The organism is Nocardia sp. NPDC058499 (assembly GCF_042719915.1).
Lineage (GTDB): Bacteria > Actinomycetota > Actinomycetes > Mycobacteriales > Mycobacteriaceae > Nocardia.
Genome location: NZ_JBHXMZ010000030.1, coordinates 1 through 13881, shown reverse-complemented (window position 1 = coordinate 13881; position 13881 = coordinate 1). Strand labels below are relative to the sequence as shown.

Here is a 13881-nt window from a genome sequence, read left to right as displayed (position 1 = left end):
CCGCTGTTCGGGCAGCTGACGCTGCCCGAACAGCGAAAACAACCACCCCAAACCCGCCCGGACCGATCAGCACAAATCACGAAAAATCGAGGCTACCCCCCTGATGCGCGGCGGTGCCGCTGCGGCCGCCCACCGCTCGACGGAGGCGGGGACGGCAGGCGGCCAGCGAGGCGACGTCAAACTGGAGTAGTCACCGACGATGGCCACACCGCTGGACACCGCATCGGCGCTCAGCCAAGCCGAAATCCGCTTCGATTACCAGTCGACCAGCAGAAATTCCCAGGTCACCCGCGCTCCCATGTGCGACGTGCCCCGCCGAGGACACAAACCTGCGACCACCCGTCGTCGTGACAGGGACTCTCAATGAACATGTCAAGCCGCGGCAGCGATCGGGGCCGGGTTGTCGATGCTGAATTCACGGCCGTCGCGCAGCAACGCCCACAACACGTCGACCAGCCGCCGGGCCAGAGCTAGGAGGGCTTGGGTATGTATCTGGTGTTCACCACGTTTTCGGTCGTAGAACCGCCGCGACGGCCCGTTCTCGTAGCGCAAGCTCGACAGGGCGGCCATGAAGAAGACACGCCGCATGCGCCGGTTGTAGCGCTTGGGACGGTGCAGGTTGCCCGAAACCCGACCGGAATCGCGCGGGACCGGGACCAAACCGGCGTAGGACGCCAAACGTCCGGCGCTGGCGAAGTTGGCCAGGTCACCACCGGTATTGACGAGGAACTCGGCACCCAAACCCGGTCCCATCCCGGGCAGCGACTCAATGATGTGCGCCCACGGGTGTTCCCGGAACCGTGCGGTGATGAGCTTGTCGGTGTCCTTGATCTCGCGATCGAGGTCCAGCAGCTTTCGGGCGATCCGTTTGACCAGCATTGCGGTATCGGCCTCGCCCGGAAGCGCCAGGCTTTGACGCCCGGCGGCGTCGACCGCGGCGGCCGCGGCCTTGCCGATCCCGGGCTTCCATGCTCCGCTGTCGGTCAAATATTCTGTGACACTGTCGATTCCGGCGGCGCGAATCTCGGCGGGGGTGCACATCCCGGCGACGAGGAGCAACGGGGTCCGGTTCGAGAAATCGAACGCAGCCTCCAACGCCGGGAAGATCGACCCGAGCAATGCCCGCAATCGGTTGATCCCCGCGACCCAGTCGCCCATAAGGTCGGTGCGGTAGCTGGTCAGTTGAGTCAACCCGACCACCAGCTCGTCGGGCATCGTGACCTGCACCAGATCGCGGCGCATGCGGGCGGTTTCGGCGATCACCCTCGCGTCCTTGGCGTCGGTTTTCCCTTCGCCGCGGAACCCGTGGGTCATCGTGTTGACCACCCGGCCCGGCACATACGTCACCGCCTGATCAGCGGCCAACAAGACCGTGATCAGCAACAACGCCATCGGGCTGGTCAGATCGATCGCCCACCGCACCCGGTCGGCGGCTTGGCCGGCGCGGGCGATCAGCGTCTCGATCGCGGCTTGGTCGTTGCCGAACTTCTGACTGAACACCGTCTTGCCGGCCTCGTCGACCGCGCACGCGTGATGCGCTTGCTTGCCGACGTCGATCCCGACCCATATCTCCGAGCGAGTTGCCACCCACGTGCTCCTGACATCGCAGTCGTTACGCCCGTGGACAACCCCGCCGACAGATCCCTAAACAGCGACGACCCGCAACAAGCTCTCAATCAGCAGCCGGAGCGTCCAGCGCGGCGGGGCAGCCAGTCCTTGGAAGCCATAACAACGGCAAGAACCCATCAGCTACACCCCACCGCTCTGGGCATCCAGGGCACCAACCCCAGACACCTACAAACTTAGGGATCAACCCATGCCCCTGACTCCCGTCCGTGCCTGTCGGCCGGGGCTGGCAGCCTGTCGTGGCGGCCACCGATCCACATAGGAGGAGGCCCCCAACTAGAACGGCGGCTCATCGCTCGTCGCCCAGGGATCCGCGATAGGCGGCAGTGCCCGTTCCGGCAGCGGCAGACTGCTGACGACGTACAGGTTCAAGATGTCGTCCCGGTCGATGAACATGATCTGGCTCCGCTTGCTGGCGTCCAGGGCGTTGCCGATCCAAGCCCGTGCTGCTTTGGTTATCTCGCCGCCCGCCACAATGAAGGCGTGATCCACGAGTACCCGCCTGTTGATCTCTGGATCGAACACTTCATGGGCCAGCATCATCAGGGCCTGATTGTGCAGCTCCGCGACGTTGGCATTGCCGGACCGAGTGACGCCGGATGAGTCGATCTTGCCCTTCTTGGCCTGGATACCGAAGTAGAGGAAGTTCTGCGTTGGCAGCGTGTAGCGCATCCATATGTCTTTGCCATACTCCAAGGCTTTGTCCTTGTGGCCAGCACTGGTGATGCGATGGAACCCGAGCTGGCGGAACAGAGGCAGGAGGACCTCCTCGATCAGCTCGTCCTCACTGCACGTATTGAGAAACGCTGCCAAGTCGTTCCGGCGCTTTACCTCAGCTGCCGTCAGGGGCCGGTGCGGGTTGGCCTGCAACACGGTGACGGTGTTTGTCCCGATGTGCCGGATATAGCAGTGCTTGTCGTCGCCATAGAACGCATCGAATCCCTCTCTGGCCAGCACCTCGTTTAGCTGCCGCAGGGCATTCGGCCGATCGGGGCCCTCGTTCATTGCGTCGCTCGGGCTCATCAGGTGATCGATCAGGTGGCAGAAGCCTTCCGGCGGATGCGCGGGACCGTCATGCGGTTCGGCCAAGATGGCTTCGACAACATCAGCGGCCCAGCGATGCCGAGTGCTGCCGTCGTGTGTCCAGTCTGTATCGAGATCTTGGAAGAACTCGGTCAGATACATGCTTGACCGATACGGAAAGTAAGGCGGCTCTTGGCCAGGGCCGGGGGTGACAGCGCCAAGATTCCCGCAGATCAGATCTCCGAGCGCCTCTGCGTTTCTGCGCCGGAACTTCATACCAACCCCTCCTTGTCGCAGCGATCCGCGGTGGCATCCGCCGCCGATTCGCTGGCGCTCCAGTATATCTGGCCCATTGTCTCTAGTGCCGTTCCGCGAGCCGGGATAGCGACGCCTGCTGGTTCCACGGACTCGGCTGGCTTCCCGTTCGAGAATGCAGCCGAGGGCAGACAAGGCATTTCGGTGCAAGCAGCTCGAACCCGGAAGCGGGCGCGCCGATGCCGGTACTGACCAACGCCTGGGGTCGGCGCCACCTGCTCACGTACGACGCAGCGGGGTCGAGGGCGCACTGCCGATCCTGGCCCTCGTCGAGTAAGGAGTTAGCGATCCGTGGTGTCGGCGACCAAGCGCAGGACCGGACGCTGATCGGGTTGACCGAGAAGTTCGCGTACACGTTTTGGGCGCCAGCGAAGTTCGCGAGCGAGCTTGGTCAAGGTGAGGGTGCTGTGGGTTTCGGCGAGTTCGAATGCCTTGGCGAGCAGGGCGGGTGTTTCGCCGGGGTACTGGGTGACGGGGTCGGCGCCGAGTATGCCGATCTCGTAGAGGTGGTTGAGGCGTTGGTAGGCGCGGCGGGCGACGGCGTCGGAGATGGCGCCGGTCTCGCGGGAGCGGTACACCAGCGACTTGATCGACACGCCCCATTCGTGGCTGAGTTGCCGGAGCGCCTTGACATCGAATCGTTGAGGAAGCTGGTCGGTGATCTGGTCGGCGGGGGTGAGGAATTCGGCGGCGAAAGCGTCGGCTTCTCGCTCTTGCTCGGCGTCACCAGGGGCGGCGTCGCGGTGCAGAACGAGATGGCCGAGTTCGTGGGCCGCGGTGAACCGGTGCCAGCACACGTCGTCGCTGCGGTCGGGAGTCAGCACAATCACCGGGCGCGGCATACGGGACGTGGAGAAGGCGTTGACGGTGGGGGTGTCGTCACCGGCGAAGGCGCCCATAGTGGTAACGATCCCGCGCATTTCCATCGTGCGAACCAAGTGAGGAATCGGTCCAGGCTTGATCCCCCAGTGCGCCCGCAGTGCGCGGGCGGCTTCGGCCGGGGTGTCACCGAGGCGGGTGGGGTCGTCCGGAAGGAACCCCGGCAGGTCGATGACGGGGAATTGGACGTGGCGCTCGAGGATGTGGGCCAGCTCCCACACCTGCTGGGTGAAGGCGACGGCCTTGCCGCGCTGGGCGGCCTTGGTCGAACGCAGGCTGCGGAAGTGCGCGCCGGCGCCGTCGAGTTGGGCGAAGGGGCGACCCGCGGCGAAGAACTCTATGGGGACGTCGAGAACCTCGGCTGCGCGGTGTAGATGATCTGGCCGTGGGGGTGAGATCACCGATTCCCACTGGCTCACCGCTGCTCCCGAGACCCCGATCCGGGCGGCCAGTGCCGCTTTGGTCAGTCCAGCGAGCTGGCGGGCCTGGGTCAGACGTGCTGGGTCGAACACCACCGCGACGTCGGAGGCCGAGATCGCCGCGGTGGCTTCGCCGGAAAACAGGTTCAGAGGGGGACGTTCAGGCATCACTCGCCGTCTCGGGTTGCGGCGTCGGCGGCTGCCCGCCGTCCGGGGCAGTGAGGGGCGGACGCGGGGTCAGGTCGAACTCGGGCGGCGGAGCGGACTGATCCCAGCGAGGTCCGGTGCCGATCTTCGGATCCGGAACTGGTGCAGGGCTTGAGGGGCGTGCCGGAACCTGACCGTCGCCGGTATCGTCGGGTGCGGGGATCTGTTCGATCTCGCTCCATTTCAATCGGCCGCGGTCGTCAGCCTGGGATGCTTCGCCCCAGTAGACGCGCAATATACCGGCGCGCGGGTTGGCTGCGTAGGCGATGAGGACCAGCCGCCCGGCTTGGATAGCGTCGTCGAGAAAGGTTTCGGCGTCCTCGAACTCGGCGTCGAGTTCTTCGGCGGTGAGAGCAGCGTGTTCGAACGAGAGCTGCGAGTCGGAATTCTCCGGGGTGAGCGCCAGCAAGCTCTCGCGCAGCTTCGACATCGTCATCTTGGCGTTCGCGACCGGAGTGTGCGCGTCGTCGGCGAACTTCCACGGGTACAAGATGGCATTGTCCTCGCCAACCACATTCAGCTCGTAACGGGCGCGCGCCGGCTTGATCCGCCGCAGATCCGGCATCGCAGCCTCGATCGCCAGGCCCACCTCCTGATGCTGGACCAACCAGATCAGGCCATACCCGTCGTTGGTTTCCAGCGCCAATCCCTCGTGTGCGGCCAGCGCCCGCTGATGCGCTGCTCGAAGACCACGCCAAATCGCAACTCGCAACGGCAGCGCGCTGTCGCCGAACCGCTTGATCTCCCATGGTGTGGGTACAGCCTGCTCGCTCATGGATCCCTCCCTGGCACCCAGCCACGCTCACTTACGAATCAAGAGCGAATGCAGAGTAGCACTTAAATTCTTCGCAGCGCCTGCGCACCACGCCGTCGGGTTCGACTCCTCCATATTCAGGTCCGTCCAGGTCATTCGCACTCGAATTGCGCCAACTCAGCGATATTTCGCGAAGTTGAGCTCGTCCCAGCAGAAGCGGTCGACCCCCAGCACGGTGGCCGCGTGGCCCCCCTCAACAGTCACGCCGCTGCCGTGCGGTACCGATGGATATAGCTCGATCTGAACTCGCCGCCGCGCCTGTTCACGACGACTACGCCCGTTGGACGATTGGACGAATAGCAACTGGTCGCCCATCTCGGTGACGCGGTCGTAGCGGTCCAGCCATGGGACGACCAAAACGAGCCGGCGCCTTCGCTGAACCTCACGTCACCGATGAGGATGCTGTTTCGGTCAAACCTTCGATCACCGAAATCCCGATACTCTGACGCCGCGCACCGAGCACGACTGCTCCAGAGATGGACCTACAGGGCGCTGTCGTCGAGCCGAGCATCCCCGACATACGCCTCGAGCCAGGCCGTCTCATCGTGTCGGACCCGCGACCTCCGCTCCGCTGAGGAAGGCGCAACCACAACGTCCGGCGCCGCAGAACCAGCCCTGCCCGCCCGGAGTTACCGATTCAACAGCCCGATGTAGTGCGCAACGGCCCGCCGGTTGGATAACGCCGGAGCCTGAGAGAAGTGGCCCACCCAGCCCTTCTGGCCGGATGTGGGCAATACAACCAACGACATTGCCGACCGACAGAGGGAGAGCTAGGTACATCCGGAGATCGCGGCAGCCTGCGGTTCCGATCGACGCGGTTGGACTGCCACACATGCCCCTGCGAAAATGGCAAACCGAACTCGCCAGCAGACTTCACGACAAACACATCGACCGGGAGCAGATTCATGGACCCCGAGGCACCCGCGACCATCCCGACCGAGTATGTCACCCGCCAGTCGACCCGCATCATCGCCAACGGCCACCACGACTACCGAGCGGACGGCATCAACCAGATCGGGGACTTCCCCTACCCCTTCCCGGACAGAGACAACGCGATGCTGGAGTATCTGATCCGCAAGGCACAGGAGCTAGAAGATCAGGAGGGGCAACCCCCGTACATCTGGCTGGCCGTCCATGCCTGGTACGAAGGCGCCCTGCAAACCCTGGCATCAGTACCTGACTCAAAAGCCGAAACACACGAGCCCGGTGGACCGACAGGGAACAGGTGATGTAACGGACGTAACGCCCTGCCCTGAACGCGACGGAGAAGGCACCGGAGAACAGATCCATGCGGACACACCGCGAATGGTCAAGCCGGATACGAACCCGCGATCACCAGCCATTTCCCTGCTGCCCATACTTTGCGCGTCCTGCCGAGGAACGGAATTTTCAACGAAGAACTGCCAAGGCGTTCAGCTGATTGGAAGTTCGTCCCGGAAATTTTGGCATATTCTTGGTGATACACCGAAGAAATAAGCAGGTCAGGCCGACTAAATCGGCCTGACCTGCGGTTTCTGCTCCCCCAACTGGACTCGAACCAGTAACCTGCCGTTGCTGACTTCGGTCAAGATGCTGGTCACACGAGGAAGTTCGCAGGGGCATGTGGTTCTGGGGTCAAGTACGAACGCACGATATCTTTATTCATCCTGCAGTTTCGCGTACGGACATTCCCGTCGCGCCCCGAATTTTTGGCGAAATTTTGGGGAGGGGTCGAGTCCGACCGGACCAGCCTCCGCCTTATACTCCGCTTCGCCCATTCCCGCTAGTGCCCAGCACCGGTGCCGAGCCGAAAGGGTGCGTTGATCGGACACCAGGGGTCCATAACCCGGGCCGGTGACAGGTGCAGTCGCCGACCCAGCCCCGGAGTTACTCCGGTGAAGCGGTACGTAGTCGGCCGAAACGGTCCACCGCCGGTGGCGGTGGCCCCTGATCGGGTCGCCGATGGTCGGTATCACCGGCCCCGACCCGGTTGGCGCGCTCGGCGAGGGCAGTAAGACCCAGGTGGGCGTCGGCGGTGTAGCACACGATTTTGCCCTTGTGATTCTTCGAGCGGCCGAGTATCCCGGCATCGGAAAGCGCGGCGAGGGCACGGTGGGCGGCGACGGCCGAGACGCTATACCGGGTGGCGGCCGATTCTGTGGTGAGTACCGGGTGTGTGGACAAGTCCGCGAGAATCTTCATAGCAACCGCGTCCCGACGGGGTAGGGCGGGGCTGGTGCCCTGTCGGCGACGGTGCTCGACCAGGCGTTGCAGGAGTTGTTCGTCGAGCGCGGCGGCATCTCGGGCCAGCCGCACTCCGGTTTGCGCTGCCTGCTCGGCGGCCTGGGCGAACCCGATGACCCAGTCGTCGGTGTGCGGTTCCGGATCACGATAGGAGGTCAGGCCTGCCAGATAGATGTCGGTGCGGGCAGCGAAAACGGTGCTGATCGGGATCAGGGTGTGCCGCAGGGCGTCACAGCGTCGCAGCACGGTGTGGATCAGTGCGCGGCCGGTGCGTCCGTTGCCGTCGATGAACGGGTGGATCGTCTCGAACTGTGCGTGGGCGATCGCGGCCCGCACGACCGGATTGCCGTGAGTGGCGGTCAGGAACGCGGTCAAATCCGCGACCAGGGCGGGCACCTCGGACTCGGGTGGGGGTACGAAATCGGCCCGCAATGGACTCCACCCGGGTCCGCCCACCCAGTTCTGTTCGGTGCGCAGACCGGCCGGTAACCGGGGTTCGATGGTGTGCTGCAGATCCACGATGTCTTGTGTCGTGATTAGCCTGGACCGATCGGCCAGGGAATCGATGGCCTGCTCAGTGGCGTGCACGGTGGCAACCACGTCCAGGGCAGTGCGAGTACCCGATTCCAGGGTTTCGGCGATGGCAAGTTTCTTGGGGGTGATGCGGTTGCCTTCGATCCAGGACGAGGAGATCGACTCGGACCGGATCAGCAGGTGGTTGAGGTAGCTGCCCCGGGCCCCGATGCGTTCATCGGCCCTGGCCAGCACTGCCAGTGCGTCCTCGGCGGCCTGCTGGGCCCGAGGGCCGATCCGCGGCAGGTCCACCCCCAGCGTATCGGGTATGTAGGCCAGGTAAGTTCCGGCCTGCCGGTCACGGCGGGCGAGCAGGCCCTCGTCCGACGGCTGCCACACCCGTTCCCTGTACCTCGCCACGGACACTCCTCAACGTTAAGCATCGCGTCAGAAACCTAACCCTAGAGTACCTAAAGTTAATTTTAACGGGCGATCGCGGAAGGTCCGCTGAGAGAGATCGGCTGTGCGCAGCATCTCCCACTCGGTCGGAACTGCCAGGGTCGACTCGCGGGGAGTGTCCGGCTACATCGCCGCCGCTGCCGCACATCGCGATGCTATGGACCGGCTGCGGGAGCTGGCCGAACAGATCGAGGAAGAATACGGTCCACTGTCGGAGGAGGAGCAGCAGGCCGCGCTCGATCGGATCGCCGCCCTCGACGAATGGCATGACGAACACGGCGCACGTCCCGGCAGTGCCACGTGAACCGGACACGACGAGCGGCAGCGCATCAGCCACGGCAACGTGTCTTCGTGTTCGACTCCGAGGCATTGGCCAAGGCAGTCCAGGGTGACCGAGAGATCGCCGCGCTCATCAAAACCGCACCGCAACTCGATATCCCGATCGTCACCTCAGCCCTGACTACGCTGGAAGCGTGGAACCCGCGAGACGGATCCAAACAGGCCCTGTGGAGTTGGACGTTGTCACGAATCCGCGTGGTACACACCGATCACCACGTAATCGCATCCGCGCGGGACATGTTGAGGAACGCCGGACTACACGGGCACAAATACGCCATCGACGCCGTCCTCGCGGCTGTCGCCGAGCAAGAGTCCGACAGAGGGTCCGAAACCACCGTATTCACCTCCGACACCGACGACCTGAACCAACTTCTGGCGGGCCGGCCTGTGCGGGTGGAGAAGGTCTGAGAGGGCATCTGGCAACTCGGACGCGCCTCGATCTGAGCAGAACCCGCCCCGCTGCGCACCCCCACCGCGTGAGAGAAACCGATCGAACCGCACCTGCCGAATCTGGGCATCGGTGGTCGCCGGCGCCGACGCCGCGACCGGCGTTACTGAGCGGTCCCGGGCTGCGGAGTTTTCAATCCGCCCCGGACCTGTCCAAACCGAATACCGCATAGCGCTTTTCGAGTTCAGCGATCCGTTCTGGGCCCGGGTCCTCGACCGACCCCGTCTCCATGAGTTCGCACAGGCTGTCGAGACAGACGTGGTAGCCGGTGTGGCCGCGGGGCCGCGCGCCCAAGCGGACGGTGCAGACCAGTCGGGTACCGGCCCGGTCCGGTTCGAGGCCGAAGCGCAGATGCTCGTCCCCCCAGAGGAATTCGAGGATCCGCGGCGGATCCCAGGTGAGGATCCGGCCGGTGAGCACGGGGGTCGTCGAGTCGACACCGGCCTGCTTCGCCGAGCCGGTCGATCCCGGGCCGGGGCGAGTGTGTAGTGGCGACGCGGGCCGCCGCCGAAGACGGTGCCTCGACACCGGTGTTGATGAAACTGTCCGGGCACACTTCAGTACGCAGTCTGGTGAAGTACGCGCGGGTGTCCGACGAGGGGCTTCGCCGGTACCAGGCCGACAGCGATCCGGCGGCGCGGCGCCGATCCGGTCACTGATCAGTCCGGTATGACCCGTTCGCGACCGCTTGGGTGCTGGGCGGAGTAACTCAGGTGAGGTTGTTGTCGAGGATTTACTCGGCGGTGTCGATGATCGTCTCACGGACCGGGCGGGGGTTCCAGCCGAGCAGATCCTGGGCTTTGCCGGTGTAGTGGCGGTGTCCGAGCAGGTGCAGCAGCCCGAACACGATATCGGGCCGTCTCCAGTGATCCACGCCTGATCCGCGATCCACGCCGCCAGCTCCGCCTCCGCCGCGACGAACGGCACCAGCCCGTATTCGGCCACGATCTCGGCCTGATGCTCGAACCGCGTTGTACGCCGCACCATGTACTCACCCAGACGCGACGGATCCCCGATTTCCAACTGCTCGACGAGATAAGCCACCAGCTCCGCCGGCACATCCACCGGATCAGGCAGGAACATCCCGAGGTGACGGACCGTCACAACCTGCACCGCGAACCCGAGCCGGTTGCAGTCCCGGCGCCGCGCCGCGATCAACCGACGATCCTCATCGTCCAGGTAGCAGAACCGCTCCAACCCCACCCTGGACAACACACCAAAACGCCCATATCCGAGCGCACCGCATCGATCACGCCGACATGAAATCACCAGCTCAACAGCAGGATTCACCCCGTCTGCCCAGCGTGACTCTTCTCCCGGCTGCTCCTCAACCCCCCTCCACCGGCAGTTGCATCCGGCGGATCGAGCTCGTTGCGCTGGCCGCAGAGGTAGCCTGCGTCTCATACCGGTGAGGGCGAGGTTGCCAGCGCACGTTTCGGCAGCGTGCTCGTGACCAGCAGCGCGGCGACGGCGATCCCGGCGAGTACCCAGAATGTCGGCCCGAAGCCGCTGATGACCAGTGCCGCCGCGAGTTGCGCGCCGAGCGCACCGCCGGCTGTGCGGGCGATCGTGTTGACGCCGGTGGCCTCCCCGGTCTGCCGAGTCTCGACGGCCTCCACGACGAGCGTGCCGAACGCCGCGAACGCCAGCCCGTAGCCCGCGCCGAGGATCAGGCTCACCATGCAGACCTGCCACAACTCGTTGTGCCAGAGCGCCAACGCGATGCAGGAGACGATCGCCAGCACCGCGCCTGTCCGCACCGCAACGCGGCCCTCGAGCCGGGGCGCGAGCGGCGTTGCGATCAGCATCGTCACAACCATCGGCAGGAGCGCGACCGCGATCCGGTTCTGCGGAACCAGCAACGGAATGACCGTGACTACACCGAACATCGCGGCGCCGATGATGGCAGTGGCAAGGTTTGTCATGGCCACTGCGCGATGGCCGAGAAGCCGCACGTCGACGAGGGGCTGGTGCGTGCGCAGTTCCACGGCGGCAAACGCGACGGCCAGCATGGCGGCCAGAACGAACAGCGCGAACGCGGGCCCGATGCCCCACTGGCGCGCTTCGCTGATGCCCAGCAGCAGCGCGACCAGCGTGAGCCCGAGCAGGACGGCGCCCGCAAGATCGACCCTGCCGCCCGCGCCGGGCTCGCCGGGAAGCAGGATCACCAGTACAAGCGCTACGGCACCGAGTACGAGCAGCGGCAAGAACAGCCACGCGGGGCTGAACACGTCGAGCAGTGGCCCGGCGGCGAGCATGCCCGCGGCGCCGCCGATACCGAACATCGCGGACAGCAACGCGACCACGCCCGGCAGGCGCGCCGGGGACACCTTGCGGCGCACGAGCCCGAACGCGAGCGGGAACACGCCCGCCGCGACGCCCGTCACCGCGCGGCCCGCGAGAAGTAGCGGGAACGAATTCGCCAGTACACACAGCAGCAGGCCCACGACGAAGAACCCCAGACACACCACCATGATTCGCCGGTAGCCGAACAGGTCACCGAGCCGCCCCGCGATCGGTGTGGCGATGGCGGCGGCGAGCATGAACGCGGTCAGCGCCCACGCCGCGGTCGTCGTGGCCACGCCGAATTCGCGCGCGAACCCGGGGAGGGCCGCGATGACGATTGTCTGCGCAGTGCTGATCGAGAACGCCGCCAACAGGACCGCTGCGAGCGTGATTCTCGTTGTCATACCAAGGCCTTTCATGATCTTGCGCCGGAAAAGGAACGTGAGGGCGGTCAGCCCCGCGAGGACCCACACAGCGCCCACCTCCTGTTAGGTGAGCCTTACTTAATCATCTTGCGGACGCTGTCCGCAAGTAGGCTGCCGGGTGTGACCGACCGACGCCCGTGGGGCAGCCTGGAGCGGGGGCGGATCGTCGAGGCCGCCCTCGGGATCGCGCGTGCCGAGGGCATCGACGCGCTCACCATCCGCCGTCTCGCCACCGAGGTCGGCGCATCGCGGATGGGCCTGTACCGGCACGTCCCGGACAAGGAAGCGCTGCTGAACCTGGTCGCCGACGAGATCGCGATGAACCACGTGATTCCGGCCGTGGCGTTGACGGGGCCGTGGGACGAGCGGCTGCGTCATCTCGCGCGCGGCATGCGCCAGGAACTGCGGGCATACCCTGGCTTCGCGGAGCGCATCATGGTCCACGGCAACGCCGGAGCCGGTGGGCTCCGAATCGCCGAGACGATCGCGGACATCCTCGCTGCAGCGGGGCTCGGCGTCGGTCCAGCGGCGCGCTGCTACCTGATTTTCGTGGATCTCGTACTCGGGCGCGCGCACCGCGAGACACACGGTGATCCAACCACGCCGGGCCGCAACGCAGAGCTGTTCGCGGCCGCCGAGACCAGCCGCGACGCGGTGCGGCTCAAAGCGCTGCTGCCCGCGCTGCGGGCCGTGACGGGGGACGAGATCTTCGAGGCGGAACTGGACATACTGATCGCCGCAGTCCGTGCCGCGACGTGATGAACTCGGTGATGAACTCAGTGAGGCCCATGATTTCGGTGAGGCTGCGGCACCGTCCCCCTCGGGGAGTCGGTCGAGGACAGCCCTGGTCTGTGCTTCCGGGGCCGTCCGCTCAGCTCGGCGCCGCCGAACTACGCCGCAAGCAGCGCATGCTCGACCGCGCACGCAACTGGCTCAACGGCAATATCCCCCGGGCCGGAACGCCGAGAAGTCCCGGCTGTGCCGGCCCGTCCGGTGTCGTGCACACTGTTCAATTGAAGCCCTTGGTTGTTGAAAGTCTTTCTGTCGCAGAAAGACATGATCAACCAAGGGCTTCGCCCATGATCACTCAGGGTCGCAAAACAGCAGCTCAGAGGTTAAAGCTCGAGCTAGGGCCAAACGAGGGTAAACGGGGGGCCAGCCACAATAAATAGGTCAGGCCCGGTCTTCGACCGGGCCTGACCTGCTATTTCTATGGAGCTAAGGGGACTCGAACCGCTGCCTTCCACGAAGAGGTTCACGAGTCTCATCGGCGGGGCGCGGTATCGACGTTCGGCACCGACCCCAACGACCGGCCCCTGCGACGACAACCCAGACGGGTACACCAGCACGCTGCCATCCAAGCGATTACGTTCAGCCACAACGGAAATACAGCGTGCAGTTAGAAACTACCGTCCGGGCCCCATCGCGCGGCCCCGGGTCGAACCACCCCGAAATCCCCGATATACGCCTCGAGCCAGGCCGTCTCATCGTGTCGGACCCCGCGCGACCTCCGCTCGACTGAGGAAGGCGCAACCGCAACGTCCGGTGCCGCAGAACCAGCCCTGCCCGCCCGAGGTTACCCATTTCAACAGCCCGATGTAGTGCGCAACGGCCCGTCGGCTGGATAACGCCAGAGCCTGAGAGAAGTGGCCACCCAGCCCTTCTGTCCGGACGTGGACAATACAACCAACAGCGTTGCCGACCGACAGAGGGAAAGCTAGGCACATCCGGTGATCGCAGAGCCCCCTGCGGTTCCGATCGTCGCAGTCGGACTGCCCCACATGCCCCTGCGAACATGGCAAACCGAACTCGCTAGAGTCTGTTTCATAAGCTGCGGCCGGATAACCACAGGTTGATCGCGGCGACGCGGACGGTTGCCAGGTAGCGGACAGCGAGTTTGTCATA

The 13881-nt window shown here is 65.0% G+C and carries 14 protein-coding genes and 1 pseudogene; 5 read left to right on the top strand and 10 right to left on the bottom strand.

The annotated features are described in order from the left end of the window. Nucleotides 1-372: 372 nt before the first annotated feature. From ACFWPH_RS34570 to ACFWPH_RS34550, 5 genes are all read right to left on the bottom strand, one after another. On the bottom strand, nucleotides 373-1587 hold the full coding sequence (locus ACFWPH_RS34570; RefSeq protein ID WP_378756527.1) for an IS110 family transposase: 1215 nt from the start codon (nucleotides 1585-1587) through the stop codon (nucleotides 373-375). A 315-nt stretch (nucleotides 1588-1902) separates the two neighbouring features. Continuing rightward, nucleotides 1903-2925: a hypothetical protein gene (locus tag ACFWPH_RS34565; protein ID WP_378756526.1), complete on the bottom strand. Its 1023-nt coding sequence runs from the start codon at nucleotides 2923-2925 to the stop codon at nucleotides 1903-1905. Nucleotides 2926-3245: 320 nt separating this feature from the next. Next, complete coding sequence (locus tag ACFWPH_RS34560) at nucleotides 3246-4430, bottom strand: XRE family transcriptional regulator (RefSeq protein WP_378756525.1); 1185 nt, start codon at nucleotides 4428-4430, stop codon at nucleotides 3246-3248. Next, nucleotides 4423-5244 carry a hypothetical protein gene (locus tag ACFWPH_RS34555; RefSeq protein WP_378756524.1) on the bottom strand — a complete coding sequence of 274 codons (822 nt, stop codon included), beginning with the start codon at nucleotides 5242-5244 and terminating at the stop codon, nucleotides 4423-4425. Before ACFWPH_RS34555 ends, ACFWPH_RS34560 begins: the two co-directional genes overlap by 8 nt. A gap of 156 nt (nucleotides 5245-5400) precedes the next feature. After that, entirely contained in the window at nucleotides 5401-5640 is a 240-nt protein-coding gene (locus tag ACFWPH_RS34550; protein WP_378756522.1) for a hypothetical protein, read from the bottom strand. 548 nt (nucleotides 5641-6188) lie between these two features. On the opposite strand from ACFWPH_RS34550, the gene ACFWPH_RS34545 reads away from it, so the two are divergent. After that, the gene (locus ACFWPH_RS34545; protein ID WP_378756521.1) at nucleotides 6189-6512 is read left to right on the top strand and encodes a hypothetical protein; all 324 of its coding nucleotides are present in this window, start codon (nucleotides 6189-6191) and stop codon (nucleotides 6510-6512) included. A gap of 637 nt (nucleotides 6513-7149) precedes the next feature. Here ACFWPH_RS34545 and ACFWPH_RS34540 read toward each other — a convergent pair. Then, nucleotides 7150-8439, bottom strand: a complete 1290-nt coding sequence (locus ACFWPH_RS34540) for a Fic family protein (RefSeq protein WP_378756520.1) — start codon at nucleotides 8437-8439, stop codon at nucleotides 7150-7152. 154 nt (nucleotides 8440-8593) lie between these two features. Between ACFWPH_RS34540 and ACFWPH_RS34535 the strand changes: the two genes are divergently transcribed. Together ACFWPH_RS34535 and ACFWPH_RS34530 are read left to right on the top strand one after the other, a co-directional pair. After that, nucleotides 8594-8782, top strand: a complete 189-nt coding sequence (locus ACFWPH_RS34535; RefSeq protein ID WP_378756519.1) for a hypothetical protein — start codon at nucleotides 8594-8596, stop codon at nucleotides 8780-8782. Between the two features lie 47 nt (nucleotides 8783-8829). Continuing rightward, nucleotides 8830-9225 carry a hypothetical protein gene (locus ACFWPH_RS34530; RefSeq protein WP_378756518.1) on the top strand — a complete coding sequence of 132 codons (396 nt, stop codon included), beginning with the start codon at nucleotides 8830-8832 and terminating at the stop codon, nucleotides 9223-9225. A 172-nt stretch (nucleotides 9226-9397) separates the two neighbouring features. Here ACFWPH_RS34530 and ACFWPH_RS34525 read toward each other — a convergent pair whose 3' ends face one another. Beyond that, on the bottom strand, nucleotides 9398-9685 hold the full coding sequence (locus ACFWPH_RS34525) for a hypothetical protein (RefSeq protein ID WP_378756531.1): 288 nt from the start codon (nucleotides 9683-9685) through the stop codon (nucleotides 9398-9400). 68 nt (nucleotides 9686-9753) lie between these two features. Between ACFWPH_RS34525 and ACFWPH_RS34520 the strand changes: the two genes are divergently transcribed. Continuing rightward, nucleotides 9754-9924: a hypothetical protein gene (locus tag ACFWPH_RS34520; protein WP_378756530.1), complete on the top strand. Its 171-nt coding sequence runs from the start codon at nucleotides 9754-9756 to the stop codon at nucleotides 9922-9924. A gap of 74 nt (nucleotides 9925-9998) precedes the next feature. Here ACFWPH_RS34520 and ACFWPH_RS34515 read toward each other — a convergent pair whose 3' ends face one another. The 3 genes and pseudogenes from ACFWPH_RS34515 to ACFWPH_RS34505 form a co-directional block, all read right to left on the bottom strand. Then, nucleotides 9999-10139 carry a hypothetical protein gene (locus ACFWPH_RS34515; protein ID WP_378756528.1) on the bottom strand — a complete coding sequence of 47 codons (141 nt, stop codon included), beginning with the start codon at nucleotides 10137-10139 and terminating at the stop codon, nucleotides 9999-10001. A gap of 47 nt (nucleotides 10140-10186) precedes the next feature. After that, a pseudogene (locus tag ACFWPH_RS34510) lies at nucleotides 10187-10669 on the bottom strand (DUF4158 domain-containing protein); the annotation flags it as partial. After that, nucleotides 10666-12024 carry an MFS transporter gene (locus ACFWPH_RS34505; protein WP_378756516.1) on the bottom strand — a complete coding sequence of 453 codons (1359 nt, stop codon included), beginning with the start codon at nucleotides 12022-12024 and terminating at the stop codon, nucleotides 10666-10668. The gene ACFWPH_RS34505 and the pseudogene ACFWPH_RS34510, both read right to left, overlap by 4 nt. Nucleotides 12025-12096: 72 nt before the next feature. Here ACFWPH_RS34505 and ACFWPH_RS34500 point away from each other — a divergent pair, with 72 nt between their 5' ends. Then, complete coding sequence (locus ACFWPH_RS34500) at nucleotides 12097-12735, top strand: TetR/AcrR family transcriptional regulator C-terminal domain-containing protein (protein ID WP_378756514.1); 639 nt, start codon at nucleotides 12097-12099, stop codon at nucleotides 12733-12735. The last annotated feature ends 1146 nt before the right edge of the window (nucleotides 12736-13881 follow it).